Below are 14,889 nucleotides of genomic sequence, written 5' to 3'. Positions count from 1 at the left end.
TTCGTGCGGATATAAACACACCCCTCGAACGTGCCTCATCCGTGGCTGTCCGCCGACGAGCACACGGCGTGGAGCATCAGGGGTGTCAGATGTCGATCGGACTCGTCGTCGCCGCGCTCTCGGCCAGCGCGTCGATGACCCGCATGTTCGCGATCGCCTCTGTGCCGTCGGTCCGCGGACTCGCGCCGCCGGCGGCGCAGTCGGCGAAGTGGTCGACCTGTAGCCGGTACTGGTCTACCGGGTCAAACGTCTCGACTCCGCGGCGACCGTCGACCTCGTAGGTCAACTCGACGTGTTCGTCCGCCGGCGCGTCGAACGCCCGCTCGACGGCGATCCAGCCGTTCGTCGCGTCGATCCGGTACCGCTGGACGAGCTGGGTGTCGAACCCGGAGGCGACCCGCGCCGAGCGGCCGTCGTCGTACGCCAACACGCCCGCGAGCTCGGTGTCGACGCCGGCGTTGCGGGTGTCGTTCGTCTCCGCGTACGCCCGGTCGGGGTCACCAAGCACCGTCCTGACGAGCGAGACGGGATAACACCCGACATCCATCAGTGATCCGCCGGCGATATCGGGATCGAGTCGCACGTCGTCCGGGCGGTCGTACAGCGGGAACCGAAACGTCGCGGTCACCGTGCGCACGTCGTCGAGCGTGCGCTCGGCGAGCGCTACTGCGCGCTCGGTACGCGGATGGTAACGATACATGAACCCCTCCATCAGCGTGACGCCTCGGTCCTCGCAGTGATCGACCACCGCTCGCGCCTCCGCCGCGTCGACCGCGAGCGGTTTCTCACAGAGGACGTCCAGCCCCGCGTCGGCGGCGCGCGTCGTCCACTCGGCGTGGACGCCGTTCGGAAGCGGGACGTAGACGGCGTCGAGCGAATCGTCCGCGAGAAGGGCGTCGTACGACCCGTAGCTCCGCGGGATCGACTGCTCGGCCGCGAACCGCTCCGCGCGGTCCCCGTCGCGTGAGGCGATCGCACCGACCGCGTGGTCGCTCGCCGCGATCGCCGGAATAACGGCTTTACGGGCGATTCCCGCTGTCCCGAGCACGCCGAACGTGAGTCCGTCGTTTGCGATTGGCATACGCAGACAGGGACGTCGACCCGTCAAAAAGCACCGTGGATCCGCCCGGACGCGCGGGACTGTGTGTCACGTCCGATCCGGAGCCCGGCGGTCGGAGTGACGATCGTTCCGTGTCGAGATACCGCCGGCTGCTCGCGTCTCCAGCCCTCGATCGCCCAGTTGCCTTCGGGACGGTGCTTGCGGATCCGAGTGCGTATCGATCTTCCGGATCGCGGACCGAGAGCGAGGAATCGACTGCGGACGGGTCAGTCCAGCGCCGCAAGCGCCTCGGCGGCCTCGCGCGCCGCCTGGAGGAACTCGCGTGCGCGACGCGGGTCGTCGGTCGCCTCGGCCTTGCGGGAAAATCGCACGAGCGTCTCGATGAGCGACTGGCGAGCGTCGGCGACGGTACCGGAGCCACCAGTCCGAGAACCAGCGGTCTCTGATCGGTCGGTCGGTTCACCGCCCCGTGGCTGCGATCGCGGGGCAGACGCGTCGGTGGTCGCGTCAGGTGTGGACGCGCCGGAGGACGTGTCAGTGGTGGACGCGTCGGGGCCGGACGGGTTAGCAGGCACGTCAGCGCCGGTCGACTCAATCGTAGGCATGCCGGAACCGTTATCGTCTCCGTCTCGCGGTCCGGCCGTGCTGTTTGTGTTGGCTCCCGTCTGCGGGTCGGATGCAGACTGATCCGCGGCGCTCGCGGCGTCGTTCGACTCGCCCGAGTGACACGTCGGGCAGAACTCCCGGCCGTCGTGTCTGAATATCGGATCGCCGCAGTCGTCGCAGTGGCGGTTCGTCATCGTCGCGCCTTGCAAGAGGAGTTCCGACATCCGTTGGGTGTGTTCACGCTTTTTATCGTCTCTCGCGAACTTCTCGCGGAGCTTCTCCCGTTCGGCCTCCTTGTCGAACCCGTCGCTCATGCGCGGACAAACGTGACTCACGAGCAAAAGTTCCGTGGGCTCGAGACGACCGACCCGTCCTTGCGACCCGACTACTCCTCGGTCTTCGTGCGAGTCCGGTCGGGGTCGAGTTCGCCGCGGTGGATCTTCGCACCGTCTTGGGCGACCTGCCGTCCGAGCACCGCACACTTCACGCGCATCGGCGAGATGTCGACCCCGAGCATCTCGGTGATGTCGTCGGTGTCGAGCGCGTCAAGTTCCTCGACGGACATCCCGTGGAGCCGTTCGGAGAGCATACTCGCCGACGCCATCGAGATGGCGCAGCCGTCGCCGGTGAACCGCACCGCCTCGATCCCTTTCCCTGCGTCATCGAGGTCGATCTCCATCCGGATCGTGTCGCCACACGAGGGGTTCTCACCGACGTGCGTGAAGTCCGGATCCTCGAGTTCCCCGTAGTTGCGTGGATTCTTGTAGTGGTCGAGGATCTGCTGTCGGTACATGTCCGAGCCCAGTCCCATATCGACCGTGAATACGCCAGTGCGGGCCAAAAGGGTTCCGTCGGCCGGCGGGATGCCGACACCGACGGCCCGGAACCGAACGTCCGGGGTGTCCCCGAGATACGCCCGTCTCAGTCCTCGTGCGTCTCCGGCGCGTCCGCGGTGGCGGGTGCCACCGTCCGGTCGGGCCGGTCGTCACCCACGAGCGATCGGACCCGATCGAGGATGGCGTCGTACTGTCCCCGCTCCGAGGTCTTCCGAAGGTACGTGTCCGCGCCGGCCGCGATGGCGGCGGCCTCGACATCGGTGCCGCGACAGGTGGTGTGAAACACGGCGGGCACGTCGCTTCCGGCACGCCGGACGTGTCCGAGGAGTTCGACGCCCGTCCCGTCGGGGAGGCGCTGTTCGGTCACGACGCAGTCGGCGTCCTCGACCGACTCCATCGCCGCCGTCACTCGGTCCACCGAGCGGACGACGAACCGATCCGGAGCCTGGTCGGCGAACGCCGCCAACAGCTCCGCCACGCGCGAACTCGGTTCGACGTGCAGGATCTCGATCGGATCGGTCTCCCCGCGACCTTGGGAGGCGGTGGCACGGTCGTCGGTCGGGGGTGAAGGCGGGTAGGTGGTCATTAGTGGGTGGGCGAAGCCACAGCGCGGCGCAAAATGACTGTGGACGTTGCTCTTACGTCGTCATATCGAAGAGGGGAGACGATAATAGTTGTGAGACGGCCGTTGTCACGCCCCACGACGGCTGTTCACGCGAACAGATCGCGTGCCTCGCCGACGGCCTCGACGAGGGCGTCGATCTCTGAGACGGTGTTGTACACGTAGAAGGACGCTCGCGCCGACGCGGAAATGCCCAGTTCGTCGTGAAGCGGCTGGGTGCAGTGGTCGCCCGCGCGGATCGCGACGCCGTAGTCGTTCAGGATGCTCGAGAGGTCGTGCGCGTGGACGCCCTCGACGTTGAACGCGACGAGCCCGCCGCGGTCGTCACCGGGCGGACCGTAGATCTCGACGCCGCCGAGCGCGGACAGTTCGTCGTGTGCGTACTCGGCGAGTAGGCTCTCGTGCGATTCGATCCGGTCCATTCCGATCTCGTCTAGGTAGTCGATCGCGGCCGCGAAGCCGATCCCCTGTGCGATGGAGGGCGTGCCGGCCTCGAACTTCCACGGGAGGTCCTCCCACGTGGAGTCCTCGAAGGAGACGCGCCGGATCATGTCGCCGCCGTAGAGGTACGGCTGCATCGAGTCGAGGAGCGCCTCGCGGCCGTACAGGGCACCGATCCCGGTCGGACCGCACATCTTGTGGCTCGAAAACGCGAGGAAGTCGACGTCGAGGTCCGCCACGTCGACCGGCCGGTTCGGCACCGACTGCGCGCCGTCGGCGAATATCAGCGCGTCGCGGTCGTGCGCGAGGTCCGCCAACTCGCGGATCGGGTTGATCGTCCCGAGCGCGTTCGAGACGTGGACGACGGAGACCATCTCGGTGTCGTCGTCGATCAGGGCCGCGGCGTGGTCCATGTCGAGTCGGCCCTCGTCGGTAACCTCGACGAACCGAACGTCCGCACCGGTCCGCTTTCCGATCTGTTGCCACGTCACGAGCGACGAGTGGTGTTCCATCTCGGTGAGGACGACGTTGTCGCCCGGACCGAGCTCTTCGAGTCCCCACGCGTACGCGACGAGGTTCATCGCCTCGGTCGCGTTCTTCGTGAAGACGATCTCCTCGCGGCCCGCGGCGCCGACGAAGTCGGCGACGGTGTCGTGGGCTTCCTCGTAGGCGACGGACGCCTCCTGACTCAGCTGGTGGATCCCGCGGTGGACGTTGGCGTTGTAGCCGCGGTAGTAGTCCGCGATCGTGTCGACGACGGGGTCGGGCGTGTGCGAGGTCGCCGCGTTGTCGAGGTAGACGAGCGGCGTGTCGTCGCCCTCGCCCTGGCCGGGCGTCTCCGGGTCACCGCCGACCTTCCGATCGAGGATCGGGAAGTCGTCCCGAACCGCCTCCACGTCGAACGGGTACTGTTCTTGGACTCCCATTGTCCGATATGGGGGCCCGAGCACTAACACACCTTCGGTCCGGTACGTGTTGCCCGTATCGGAGACGGACGCTCTCGGGCACGCGCCGGCGACGCCGACCGCCTCGACCGTATTCCGATCGCGGCCGGATTTCACGCGCCGCCCGCGGTCGGGCGTGACGGCCGAACTAGTGCCCTTTTGAACGCGGGGGACCTCCGTTCGGGTATGACCGAGACACTCAGGCTCGCCACCCGCGGGTCGGACCTGGCCCTCGAACAGGCCGGGACCGTCCGCGACGCCTTATCGAGCCGCCGCCTCGACGTGGAGATCCGGCGCGTCGAGACGCGCGGCGACCAGATCCCGGACGAACTGATCCACCGACTCGGCAGGACCGGCGCGTTCGTCCGCGCGCTCGACGAGGAGGTGCTCGCCGGCGACGCCGACCTCGCGGTCCATTCGCTGAAAGACGTTCCGACCGAGGGGATGGACGACGTGGTCGTCGCGGGCGTCCCCGAGCGCGCCCCCTCAGGCGACGTGCTCGTCCACCCAGACGGGCTCGGCATCGAGGACCTCCCGTCGGGGTCCGTCGTCGGGACGGGGTCGCTCCGACGGACCGCACAGATCACGGCCGCGCGGCCGGACGTGGTCGTCGAGCCGCTCCGCGGCAACGTCGATACCCGGATCGAGAAACTACTCGCGCCCGGACTGCAGGCGGAACACGAGCGCCGACTGATCGCCTCGGGCGAGGCGAGCGCGATGACGGCCGAAACGGGAGGAGACGGTGCCGCCGGCGAGGGGACTCCCGACGCCGACGAGCCAAACTGGGACGCCCTCGACGACGATGCGGCCGACGCAGTCGGTGACGACGCGGGTGAGAGCGAGGGAGACGCGGACGGCTCCGAGGAGGCGTTCGAGCGCACCGTCGAGGAGTGGTTCGACTCCCTCTCCGAGTTGGAACGCGCGGCGATGGAGCGCAAGGTCGAGACGGAGTACGACGCGATCGTCCTCGCCGAGGCGGGCCTCCGCCGCTCCGATCTGTTTTACGAGGTCGAGACCTCGCGACTCCCCCGCGAGGAGTTCGTTCCCGCCGCCGGACAGGGGGCGATCGCGGTTACGGCGACCGACCCCGACGTGGTCGAGGAGATTCGGTCCGCGATCGACCACCCGCGGACGCGGGTGGCGGTCACCGTCGAGCGGACGGTCCTCGGCGAACTCAACGGCGGCTGCGTCGCGCCGATCGGCGTCTCGGCGCTCGTGCAGGGCGAACACGTCCACACACGGGTCCGCGTTCTCTCGACGGACGGGACCGAGGAAGTCGCGGCGACCCGCGATCTGCCGATCCGATCGCACGCGAAGGCCGCCGAGTCGTTCGCGGCGGACCTGGCGGACCGGGGCGCGGACGACCTGATCGCGGCGGCGCGCGAGGAGACGGCGGTCGACGAGGAGGCGGCGGCGCGAGAGGAGGCGGACGATGAGTGACGGTTCGCCCCTCGGTACCGTCTACCTCGTCGGCTCCGGTCCGGGCGACCCGGAGCTGCTGACGGTGAAGGCGGCTCGGCTGATCGAGTCGGCCGACGTGGTGCTCCACGACAAACTGCCCGGCCCGGAGATCCTCGGCGAGATCCCCGAGGAGAAACGGGAGGACGTGGGCAAGCGCGCCGGCGGCGAGTGGACACCGCAGGAGTACACCAATCGCCGGCTGGTCGAACTGGCCCGCGAGGGGAAGTCCGTCGTCCGCCTCAAGGGCGGCGACCCGTTCGTCTTCGGTCGAGGCGGCGAGGAGGCCGAACACCTCGCCGACGCCGGCGTCCCCTTCGAGGTCGTTCCCGGCGTGACCTCCGCGATCGCCGGGCCCGCGGTCGCCGGAATTCCGGTGACTCACCGAGACCACGCCTCTTCCGTTTCCTTCGTCACCGGCCACGAGGACCCGACGAAAGACGAGTCCGCCGTCGACTGGGACGCGCTCGCGGCGACCGGCGGCACCATCGTCGTGCTGATGGGCGTCGGCAAGCTCCCGGGGTACGCCGCGGCGCTCCGCGAGGCCGGGCTCGACGGCGACACCCCCGTCGCGCTGGTCGAGCGCGCCACGTGGCCCGAGATGCGCGTGGCGACGGGCACGCTCGATTCGATCGTCGAGGTCCGCGACGAAGCCGGGATCGAGCCGCCGGCCGTCACCGTGATCGGCGACGTGGCCGCGACCCGCGACCGGGTGGTCGCGTTCCTGCGGAACGAACTCGACGACTCCGACGGGGGTGACGTGGCGTGAGCGGCGCGAACGCCGATGACGCGTCCGGAGGCGGTGACGCTTCCCGCCCCAGTGTCGCCGTGTTCCGGCCGGCCGACGACCGGATCGACGCCGCCGCCGCGTTCCTTGAGTCGCTCGGCGCGAACCCGGTCACGGACCCGATGCTCGCCGTCGAGCCGACGGGTACAGTCCCCCGAGACGCCCCGTTCGTAGTCCTCACGAGCAAGACCGGCGTCGAACTCGCGGACGAGGCGGGCTGGGACCCCGGCGACGCGACGCTCGCCGCGATCGGTCCCGCGACCGCCGGTGCGGCCCGAGACGCGGGGTGGACCGTCGACGTCGTCCCCGACGAGTACACGTCGGCGGGGCTCGTCGCGGCGCTCGAAGCGCGCGTGGCGGGCGAGCGCGTCGAGGTGGCGCGCTCGGACCACGGCAGCGACGTGCTCTTGGACGGACTCCGCGAGGCGGACGCGAGACCGACCGAGACGGTGTTGTACCGCCTGACGCGTCCCCCGGAGGCCGGTGATTCGGCCGAACTGGCCGCCGCCGGCGAACTCGACGCCGCGGCGTTCACCTCGTCACTCACGGTCGAGCACTTCCTCGACGCGGCCTCGGAGCGGGACCTCCGCGACGCGGCGGTCGCGGGACTGAATACGGCCACCGTGGGTGCAATCGGACCGCCGACCGCGGAGACGGCGGCAGAGCACGGAATCGACGTCGACGTCGTCCCCGACGACGCCGAGTTCGAAGCGCTCGCGACCGCCGTCGTCGAGACGGCGACCCAGCGCTGACCGAATCGGCCGAGACGGTATTCGGTCTTCCGCCTGTTCTCGGGAACGATACCACCGGGCGAACTGCCAGTCACTCGAATCCCGTCAAACCGCTGTGTTCGGGCCGGGTGAGGAGAAAAGGCGCGTTCAGTATCTCCTCCATCTAAATATCACTTCTGAAAATGAGGTGCACGGATTTATTATCCGATAGCTGGGAGATAATGGCATGGAATCGAGCGAGCGCTGGACGCTGCGGGTCGACGACGAGATGCTCGTCATCGAGTTTCCGCACGGAACGGGGTTGAGCCCCGATGACGGCGAGGCGCTGCTCGATCGATGGCGGACCGTCACCGCTGACCGTCCGATCGACGCCGTCGTGATCGTCGTGCGGACGAGCCGCCCGTGCTCGGATGCCGGCCGGCGCGCCCTCCGCGAATCCGCCCAGATCGCGGTCGCTCGCGGTGTGAAGCGGTTCGCCGTCGTCGGCGAGCGGTCGAAGCGTCAGTACCTCAAACGGACTATCAACATCGACGGGGTCACGGTCGAGTCGTTCAACGACCCCGAGACGGCGAGTGGGTGGGCGCGAACGCCCTCGGGACGGTCGCCGCAGGTGGATTCGACGATCTGAGCGGCCGTCGTCACGCGGACACACGACACGGCCCGTTCGCGACAGGCGCTCGTCAGGTCCTCTCGTCGACGTGCGGTCGCACCCCGCGCACGATCTCGTCGACATCGTACGCATCGTCGGTCGCGTCGAAGATCGTCTCTCCGTCGGCGCGAACGACGAACACGCCATCGTCGCCGGTCACCAACGCGACCTCGTCGATCGACTCGCCGAACTGCCGGAGAACGGCCTCGGAGACGTCTCGGGCCCGGTTCAACATACCGCACGGTACGCAGTACTCGATCTCGACGCGGGTCATGCACCCGGTTGGGTCCGAGACAGGTTAAACGCGGTGCCGGCCGCGTGTGCCCCGTAGCCGAACACGACGACAGGTCAGATCACCAGCGCGTCGAAGACGACGGCGAACAACAGGAGACCGAGGTAGGCGTTCGACGCGTGGAACGCGCGGAACGCCGCGGCCTCGGTCTGCTCGTAGTGCAGTCGAACGACGGTCCAGAGGAACACCGCGCCGAGCGCGACGCCGACGGCGGCGTACAGCGCGCCGAGCGGATCGGCGGCGGCCGCGAGCGCGACCGCGGCGACGAGCGTCGCGCCGAGGTACCAGACGATGTGTCGCCGCGTCGCCGTCTCGCCGCGGACGACGGGCATCATCGGGAAGCCGCCGCGTTCGTAGTCGTCTTTGTACGCCAGCGCGAGGTTGTAGAAGTGCGCGGGCGTCCACAGGAAGATCACGAGCGCGAGCAGCAGCCCGCCGCCGCCGACCGTGCCTGTCACCGCCGCCCAACCGATGAGCGCGGGAAGCGCGCCGGCGGCTCCGCCGATGACGGTGTTTTGCACGGTGTTCGGCTTGAGCACGAGGGTGTAGACGACGCTGTAAAACACGATCGCGACAAGTCCGAGCGCGGCGGTGAGCGGGTTCACGCTCCAGAAGAGGCCGAGAGAGACGGCCGCCAACGACACACCGAACGCGAACGCGTTGCGAACCGACACGAGGTCGGTGGCGAGCGGTCGGTCGCTCGTCCGCTGCATCCGCTTGTCGATGTCGCGCTCGAACACGTGGTTGAACGTCCCCGACGCGCCGATCGAGAGCGCGCCGCCGACGAGCGTCGCGCCGACGACGTACGGGGTGAACCCCCGCCCGCCGGCCAGCGCCATCGCCGCGGCGGCGACGAGACAGAGCAGCCACATCAGCCGCGGTTTCATGAGCCGGAAGTAGGCGGCTGCGGTCGCCCGCAGCCGCGGCAGGGTCGCCGTCGGAATCTCCGGCGCCGGCGCGTCTTCGACCGGCGGGAGGTCGTCCGTCCCCAGATCGAAGTCGACCGGCGCGTCGTCGTCTCCGGTCTCATCCTCTAACCGCCACGCGAGTCCGGCGAGGACCGCGCCGAAGATGATCACGCCGAGAAGCAAGTGAAGGGGACCGAGGGCGGCGGGGAGCGCGCCGACGGCGACGAGAGCGCCGATCGCCGCCTGAACCGGATACAACAGCAGCGCCCCGGCGAGCGCGAGGCGTATCCGACGGCTTGCGCCCTCGCGCCACGCGAGCGCGACAGATGTCACCACGAGAAACCCGACGACGACCGCGGTCAGACGGTGTCCGAGCGCGATCCACCCGTCCGGCGACGACGGGAGACCGGTGCCGCCGCTACAGGCGGGCCAGCCCCCGCAGGCCGCCGCGGCGTCGGTGAGCGACGTGGTCGCGCCGACGACGAGCAGGAGGTAAACGCCCATCGCCGTCGCGGCCAGAACCGCGGGGAATCGGTCGGGTATCGTCACGTAGCGGCGTTAGGAACCGATCCATATATGTCCCGCGCTTCGGCGGGTGACGAGCGAGTGGCGGCTCGCGGCCGAACGCGATCCGCGTCCGGACGTATCACGAGCGGTCGCCGGCCACGTCCCCGTTGTCGGCCACGTCCCCGTCGTCGGCCACGTCCACATCGCCGGCCGCGGTCCGTCGCCTGAGGATCCGATCGACGATGTCGCCGCTCGACAGCACCTCGTCGTCGTATCGGGGCTCGCGGCTGGTGGCGCGTTCGACTCGGCAGTCGATCCCGCGCTTGGCGAGCGCGTCTGCGATGGTCGCCTCGTCGTGGTGTTGATCGAATCCCAACACGATCACGTCCGGATCGAGCCGCTCGATGGGGACGAACACGTCCTCTGGATGCCCGAGATGGGCCTCGTCGACCGAATCGAGCGCGTCGACCATGTCGCGGCGCTGGCGAGCACACAGGATCGGGTTCGGCTTGTGCGTGACGTTCGTCTGTCGCGCGACGATGACGTGCAGTTCGTCGCCGTACGTCGCCGCGTCCGCGAGGTAGTGAACGTGCCCCGGATGCAACAGGTCGAAGGTCCCCTGTGCGACGACCCGAGTCATCGGAACCACGAGAGGAACCCGCTGTCGTCGCGCCGCTCGTCGACCAGTTCGCGGTCGATGTCTTCCTGCGTGAAATCGAAGAAGTGCTCGTCGGGCACCTCGACGTCGAGGACGTCGAGCGTCGTCTGTCTCCCGTCGTTGTCGAACGCCTTCCAGTCGCCCCAGCCGTAGGGCGCGCCGACGATGATGTGGACGCGTCCCTGTCCGAACGTCGAGAGGTCGGCGTCGCTCGGACGGAGCGCTCCGTTGGGATGCGAGTGAACAGAGCCGACCGCCCGCATGTCGTTCGGTTTCATGTGCGTGCGGACGCTGGCGCTGGTCGGGTTCGACTCCGTCCCGGGGATGACGAGCACGTCGGTGATGACCTGCCCGTCTCGGTCGACGTCGAGCTTGCGGGCGTCGTCCGCGCGGAGGAACCCCATGTACTCGTTGGGGTGGCTCTCCTCGCTCGCCTCGAGGATGAACTCCATGGTCTCTCGGGCGATGCCGAGGAGTTCGTCCGAGCGGAACAGTCGCATGCTCGAACGCAGTCGCCGTCGCCTCATAGGGATTCCGGACCGAGGGTCGATTCCGAACCGCCGGCCCGGTCGCGAGTGTCGTCCGGCAGCTCCGAGTCCACGGTGGAGACGCGAGAGAACAGGCTTAACCCGGGTCGCTTCCGATGAGCGCCCATGAGCGAGAACACCGCCGGGGATTCCGGCACGCGGGGCGATTCGAGCCTCGAACCCGACGCCGAGGCGGCGGAAGGGGCGGCCGACGACCGGCCGACCGTCTACGATCTGGCACCGGACTGCACGCTCGAAGACACCGATGTCGACGCGCTGTACCACGCCGAAGTCAACGGCATCGTCGATTACGGCGTCTTCGTCGACGTCTCCGACGCCGTGAGCGGGCTCGTCCACGAGTCGAACCTCGACGACGACTACGCCGTCGGCGACCGACTCGTCGTGCGGCTGACCGAGGTGAAGCCGAACGGCGACGTTGCGTTCGACGACGCGGATCTCGACGACTACCGAACCGAGACGATCGCCCACGAGCCCACGGTCTCGCGCGTTCACGGGCTCTCTCCCGGCGACGAGGTCACCGTCGAGGGCGAGGTCGTGCAGGCGAAACAGACCGGCGGCCCGACGATCTTCGCCGTCGCGGACGCCACCGGCGTCCTCTCCTGCGCCGCCTTCGAGGAGGCCGGCGTCCGGGCGTACCCCGAGGTGAGCGTCGGCGATATGGTCCACGTCTCGGGCACGGTCGAGACCCGCGAGAACGCGCTCCAGCTGGAGGTCGACTCCCTGAAACGGCTCTCCGACGAGCGCGCCGTGGAGGCGCGCGAGCGGTTCGAGGACGCGCTCGACGAGCGCGCGGAGCCCGCCGACGTCGACCCGCTCGTCGAGTGGGAGGCGTTCGAGCCGATCCACGACGACCTCCGCGAGCTCGCCCGGCTGCTGCGCCGGACCGTGCTCACCGGTCGCCCGATACGCGTCCGTCACCACGCCGACGGCGACGGGATGTGCGCGGCGATCCCGGTACAGCTCGCCTTAGAGAACGTCGTACGCGACGTCCACGGGGACCCCGACGCGGCTCGACACCTATTCAAGCGGCTCCCGAGCAAGGCCCCGTACTACGAGATGGAGGACGTGACGCGCGACCTCAACTTCGCGTTGGAGGGACGCGCCCGCCACGGACAGAAGCTCCCCTTCCTGCTCATGCTCGACAACGGGTCGACCGAGGAGGACGTTCCCGCCTACGAGAACCTCGCCCACTACGACATCCCGATCGCGGTCGTCGACCACCACCACCCCGATCCGGCGGCCGTCGAGCCCCTGCTCGACGCCCACGTGAACCCGTACCTCCACGACGAGGACTACCGGATCACGACGGGGATGATGTGCGTCGAACTCGCCCGGCTTATCGACCCGTCCATCACAGACGAACTGGAACACGTTCCCGCGGTCGCCGGGCTCTCCGACCGCTCTAAGGCGGAGGCGATGGACGACTACGTCGCGCTCGCCGACGAGGCCGGCTACGACGAGTCCGATCTGCTCGACATCGGCGAGGCGCTCGACTACGCCGCCCACTGGCTACGCTACTCGGAGGGGAAGACGCTCGTCAACGACGCGCTGAACGTCGGCTGCGACGACGAACAGCGCCACGAGGAACTCGTCGAGTTCCTCGCCGAGCGTGCCGAGCGCGACGTGGACCGACAGCTCGCCGCGCTGGACGACCACGTCGAGCACGAGCGGTTGGCCTCCGGCGCACACCTGTACCGGATCGATCTCGACGAGTACGCTCACCGGTTCACCTATCCCGCACCCGGAAAGACGACCGGAGAGCTTCACGACACGCGGGTCAAAGAGACGGGCGATCCCGTCATCACGATCGGTTACGGACCGGACTTCTGCGTGCTCCGCTCGGACGGGGTGCGGCTCGACATCCCGAACATGGTGACCGAACTGAACGAGGAGCTTCCCGAAGCCGGCGTCTCCGGCGGCGGCCACCTCGTCGTCGGCTCGATCAAGTTCGTGAAGGGCCGGCGCGGGGCGGTCATCGAGACGCTCGTCGAGAAGATGGCCGACGCGGAGATCGACGAGGCGCTCTCCTCGACGGCCGCGCTCGACGACTGACCGCGCCGGAACCCTCCGGCCGGCGGATATCGCTCACGCGAACCGCACCTCTCTGCGCGCCGCGGCTCTCGCCCCGATGATCGCGACGCCGAGTCCGGTGAGGAGTCCGACCGGGAGGTGTATCCCGCCGCCTCGCCAGTCGGCGGCGTACGCCCGGGCGTAGAAGTCGGCGACTCCCGCGTCGTCGACGGCGAGCAGCACCTCCCGATTCTCCGTCGCCGCCCCCTCGTTCCAGTTGAGACTGCCGACGATCGCCGCGTCGTCGACGACGAGTCCCTTCGCGTGGACCTTCCCGTACCGACCCCGCGGCTCCGAGACCGCGACCGCGATCGGCTCCGATTCGAGCGTCGCCGCCAACTCCCTGTTTCCGTCGCGGTCGTACCACGCGCCCGACAACAGCAGGTGAACGTCGACGCCGCGGTCGGCCGCCCGCCGGAGCGCGCGGACGATCCGATCGTTCGGGCCGCCGGTCCGAGGCACCACAGCGAGCACGCGGTCGTCCGCTGCGTCGATCCGGGCGACGATCCGATCGGCCGCGTTCCCCGGGGCGGTGAGAAGCGTCACGTCGGCACGGGCGGGCGCGGGCGGCTCGAACCGCGTGGGGTACGTGTCGTCCGCCCGCCCCGAGTCGTGGAATTCGGTGTCGGCCTTGAACTCCCGCCACGGACGGGCGTCGGCGGCCGCAGCGTCGTCACGGAACAGCGCCGCGAGGTCGTCGGCCGGAGAGGACGGGGAAGTCGATCCGGATCGGGACCCGGCGTTCGCCGTCGGCTCCGCGACGATGCCCCACCCGCGGTTGGTTCGCCCGCCCGTTCCGGACGCCTTCCAGTTCTCGGTGAGCACGACCGCGTGGTCGTCGGCGACCGCGTACTTTGCGTGGTGGAAGCGGAACCGCTCCGGATCAGCGTCGAGGATCCGGACCTCGACGTCGGCGGCGACGAGCCGGTCGACGAGGCGGGCGCTCCGCGCCGAGAAGCCGCCCACCGGCGAGCCTTCGAGGAGGACGCGGACCGCGACGCCGCGGTCGGCCGCCGAGACGAGGAGGTCAGCGATCCGGGTCGATTCGAGGGTGTACCCCGCGAGCAGCAGCCGCTCGTCCGTCCCACGCAGGGCGTTCGCAGGAACGTCCGGACTGTCCGGGAGGACGAACGGAGTCACGCTCGCGTTTCTGGTCGAGACCGGTTCTCTGGGGTCGTATCCGCGCGGTCTCCACTCGTCCCAGTCGGCCCGCCAGCGGTTCCCCTCGGTGACGCGACCGTACTCGATGACGTCGACGGGGGTGCCGTTCAGTCGGAGTTCGATCCGATCGCCGGAGGCCGACAGGGGGAAGTGACCGTCGAACTCGCGGAGTTCGACCGGCCCGCGATCGGCGGCAGCCGGGCCGTCGGCCAAGAACTCGGCGCTGTATCGGGGGGCCATCGACAGCGCGACGACGCCGCTCGCGTTCGCCGGGATCGACGCCTCGTGGTAACCGTCGGAGAGGGACCAGTTTCCCCGCGTCGGGAGGGAGACGACGAGGTACTCGCCGCGGTTCCCCTCGGTGGTCGGGTTCGGGTACAGCTCGACGATCCGCGGGTCGGTCGCAGTGGCGTTCGCGGAGTCGCCGGCGAGCGTGTCACCTCCGGCGGCTTCGACCGGCGCGGCCGCGACGGCGGTCGTCGCGGCGAGTCCGACGAGGAGGACGGCGAGCGCGACGACGAGGGATGAACCGGCCGCTGTTCGGTCTACGGGCGGTCGATCGACCGGCTGGTGGGCGGTCCGCACGCGGCTGACTGGCGCGGTATCCGGTA

General features: G+C 69.2%; 15 protein-coding genes. 5 read left to right on the top strand and 10 right to left on the bottom strand.

Features of this window, described 5'->3' with window-relative positions; genetic code table 11:
- Nucleotides 1–85 precede the first annotated feature (85 nt).
- The 5 genes from ACZ45C_RS05350 to ACZ45C_RS05330 all read right to left on the bottom strand — a co-directional run bounded on the left by ACZ45C_RS05350 (nt 86) and on the right by ACZ45C_RS05330 (nt 4,491).
- Entirely contained in the window at nt 86–1,081 is a 996-nt protein-coding gene (locus ACZ45C_RS05350; protein WP_460560438.1) for a Gfo/Idh/MocA family protein, read from the bottom strand.
- A 245-nt stretch (nt 1,082–1,326) separates the two neighbouring features.
- On the bottom strand, nt 1,327–1,980 hold the full coding sequence (locus ACZ45C_RS05345) for an Sjogren's syndrome/scleroderma autoantigen 1 family protein (protein WP_460560440.1): 654 nt from the start codon (nt 1,978–1,980) through the stop codon (nt 1,327–1,329).
- A 71-nt stretch (nt 1,981–2,051) separates the two neighbouring features.
- The gene (gene sufU, locus ACZ45C_RS05340; protein ID WP_460560442.1) at nt 2,052–2,477 is read right to left on the bottom strand and encodes a Fe-S cluster assembly sulfur transfer protein SufU; all 426 of its coding nucleotides are present in this window, start codon (nt 2,475–2,477) and stop codon (nt 2,052–2,054) included.
- Between the two features lie 110 nt (nt 2,478–2,587).
- Entirely contained in the window at nt 2,588–3,088 is a 501-nt protein-coding gene (locus ACZ45C_RS05335) for a response regulator (protein ID WP_460560444.1), read from the bottom strand.
- 125 nt (nt 3,089–3,213) lie between these two features.
- Nucleotides 3,214–4,491 carry an aminotransferase class V-fold PLP-dependent enzyme gene (locus ACZ45C_RS05330; RefSeq protein ID WP_460560446.1) on the bottom strand — a complete coding sequence of 426 codons (1,278 nt, stop codon included), beginning with the start codon at nt 4,489–4,491 and terminating at the stop codon, nt 3,214–3,216.
- A 204-nt stretch (nt 4,492–4,695) separates the two neighbouring features.
- Here ACZ45C_RS05330 and hemC point away from each other — a divergent pair, with 204 nt between their 5' ends.
- The 4 genes from hemC (at nt 4,696) to ACZ45C_RS05310 (ending at nt 8,113) form a co-directional block, all read left to right on the top strand.
- Entirely contained in the window at nt 4,696–5,949 is a 1,254-nt protein-coding gene (gene hemC, locus ACZ45C_RS05325) for a hydroxymethylbilane synthase (protein WP_460560448.1), read from the top strand.
- Nucleotides 5,942–6,736, top strand: a complete 795-nt coding sequence (gene cobA / locus ACZ45C_RS05320; RefSeq protein ID WP_460560450.1) for a uroporphyrinogen-III C-methyltransferase — start codon at nt 5,942–5,944, stop codon at nt 6,734–6,736. Before hemC ends, cobA begins: the two co-directional genes overlap by 8 nt.
- Complete coding sequence (locus ACZ45C_RS05315) at nt 6,733–7,506, top strand: uroporphyrinogen-III synthase (protein ID WP_460560452.1); 774 nt, start codon at nt 6,733–6,735, stop codon at nt 7,504–7,506. Before cobA ends, ACZ45C_RS05315 begins: the two co-directional genes overlap by 4 nt.
- 205 nt (nt 7,507–7,711) lie before the next feature.
- Nucleotides 7,712–8,113 (top strand): hypothetical protein, encoded by a 402-nt coding sequence (locus tag ACZ45C_RS05310; RefSeq protein ID WP_460560454.1) that lies wholly within the window; start codon nt 7,712–7,714, stop codon nt 8,111–8,113.
- 52 nt (nt 8,114–8,165) lie between these two features.
- On the opposite strand, the gene ACZ45C_RS05305 is transcribed toward ACZ45C_RS05310, so the two are convergent.
- From ACZ45C_RS05305 to ACZ45C_RS05290, 4 genes are all read right to left on the bottom strand, one after another.
- On the bottom strand, nt 8,166–8,408 hold the full coding sequence (locus ACZ45C_RS05305; RefSeq protein WP_460560456.1) for an Rdx family protein: 243 nt from the start codon (nt 8,406–8,408) through the stop codon (nt 8,166–8,168).
- Between the two features lie 74 nt (nt 8,409–8,482).
- On the bottom strand, nt 8,483–9,883 hold the full coding sequence (locus ACZ45C_RS05300; protein ID WP_460560458.1) for a heme o synthase: 1,401 nt from the start codon (nt 9,881–9,883) through the stop codon (nt 8,483–8,485).
- 97 nt (nt 9,884–9,980) lie between these two features.
- Complete coding sequence (locus ACZ45C_RS05295; protein ID WP_460560460.1) at nt 9,981–10,481, bottom strand: FAD synthase family protein; 501 nt, start codon at nt 10,479–10,481, stop codon at nt 9,981–9,983.
- On the bottom strand, nt 10,478–10,999 hold the full coding sequence (locus ACZ45C_RS05290; RefSeq protein ID WP_460560462.1) for a Mov34/MPN/PAD-1 family protein: 522 nt from the start codon (nt 10,997–10,999) through the stop codon (nt 10,478–10,480). Before ACZ45C_RS05290 ends, ACZ45C_RS05295 begins: the two co-directional genes overlap by 4 nt.
- 153 nt (nt 11,000–11,152) lie before the next feature.
- Between ACZ45C_RS05290 and ACZ45C_RS05285 the strand changes: the two genes are divergently transcribed.
- Nucleotides 11,153–13,099: a DHH family phosphoesterase gene (locus tag ACZ45C_RS05285; RefSeq protein WP_460560464.1), complete on the top strand. Its 1,947-nt coding sequence runs from the start codon at nt 11,153–11,155 to the stop codon at nt 13,097–13,099.
- A 33-nt stretch (nt 13,100–13,132) separates the two neighbouring features.
- On the opposite strand, the gene ACZ45C_RS05280 is transcribed toward ACZ45C_RS05285, so the two are convergent.
- Complete coding sequence (locus ACZ45C_RS05280) at nt 13,133–14,863, bottom strand: phospholipase D-like domain-containing protein (protein WP_460560466.1); 1,731 nt, start codon at nt 14,861–14,863, stop codon at nt 13,133–13,135.
- Between the last annotated feature and the right edge of the window lie 26 nt (nt 14,864–14,889).

It is taken from the genome of Halorubrum pallidum (genome assembly GCF_055380345.1).
The sequence above is the reverse complement of the archived record's forward strand: the minus strand, read 5'-3'. Positions and strand labels throughout refer to the sequence as shown.

Bases quoted from the DNA above. Each gene is read 5' to 3' on its own strand.
- ACZ45C_RS05350 (WP_460560438.1), bottom strand. From the start codon at position 1,081: ATGCCAATCGCAAACGACGGACTCACGTTCGGCGTGCTCGGGACAGCG.
- ACZ45C_RS05345 (WP_460560440.1), bottom strand. From the start codon at position 1,980: ATGAGCGACGGGTTCGACAAGGAGGCCGAACGGGAGAAGCTCCGCGAG.
- sufU (WP_460560442.1), bottom strand. From the start codon at position 2,477: ATGGGACTGGGCTCGGACATGTACCGACAGCAGATCCTCGACCACTAC.
- ACZ45C_RS05335 (WP_460560444.1), bottom strand. From the start codon at position 3,088: ATGACCACCTACCCGCCTTCACCCCCGACCGACGACCGTGCCACCGCC.
- ACZ45C_RS05330 (WP_460560446.1), bottom strand. From the start codon at position 4,491: ATGGGAGTCCAAGAACAGTACCCGTTCGACGTGGAGGCGGTTCGGGAC.
- hemC (WP_460560448.1), top strand. From the start codon at position 4,696: ATGACCGAGACACTCAGGCTCGCCACCCGCGGGTCGGACCTGGCCCTC.
- cobA (WP_460560450.1), top strand. From the start codon at position 5,942: ATGAGTGACGGTTCGCCCCTCGGTACCGTCTACCTCGTCGGCTCCGGT.
- ACZ45C_RS05310 (WP_460560454.1), top strand. From the start codon at position 7,712: ATGGAATCGAGCGAGCGCTGGACGCTGCGGGTCGACGACGAGATGCTC.
- ACZ45C_RS05305 (WP_460560456.1), bottom strand. From the start codon at position 8,408: ATGACCCGCGTCGAGATCGAGTACTGCGTACCGTGCGGTATGTTGAAC.
- ACZ45C_RS05295 (WP_460560460.1), bottom strand. From the start codon at position 10,481: ATGACTCGGGTCGTCGCACAGGGGACCTTCGACCTGTTGCATCCGGGG.
- ACZ45C_RS05290 (WP_460560462.1), bottom strand. From the start codon at position 10,999: ATGCGACTGTTCCGCTCGGACGAACTCCTCGGCATCGCCCGAGAGACC.
- ACZ45C_RS05285 (WP_460560464.1), top strand. From the start codon at position 11,153: ATGAGCGAGAACACCGCCGGGGATTCCGGCACGCGGGGCGATTCGAGC.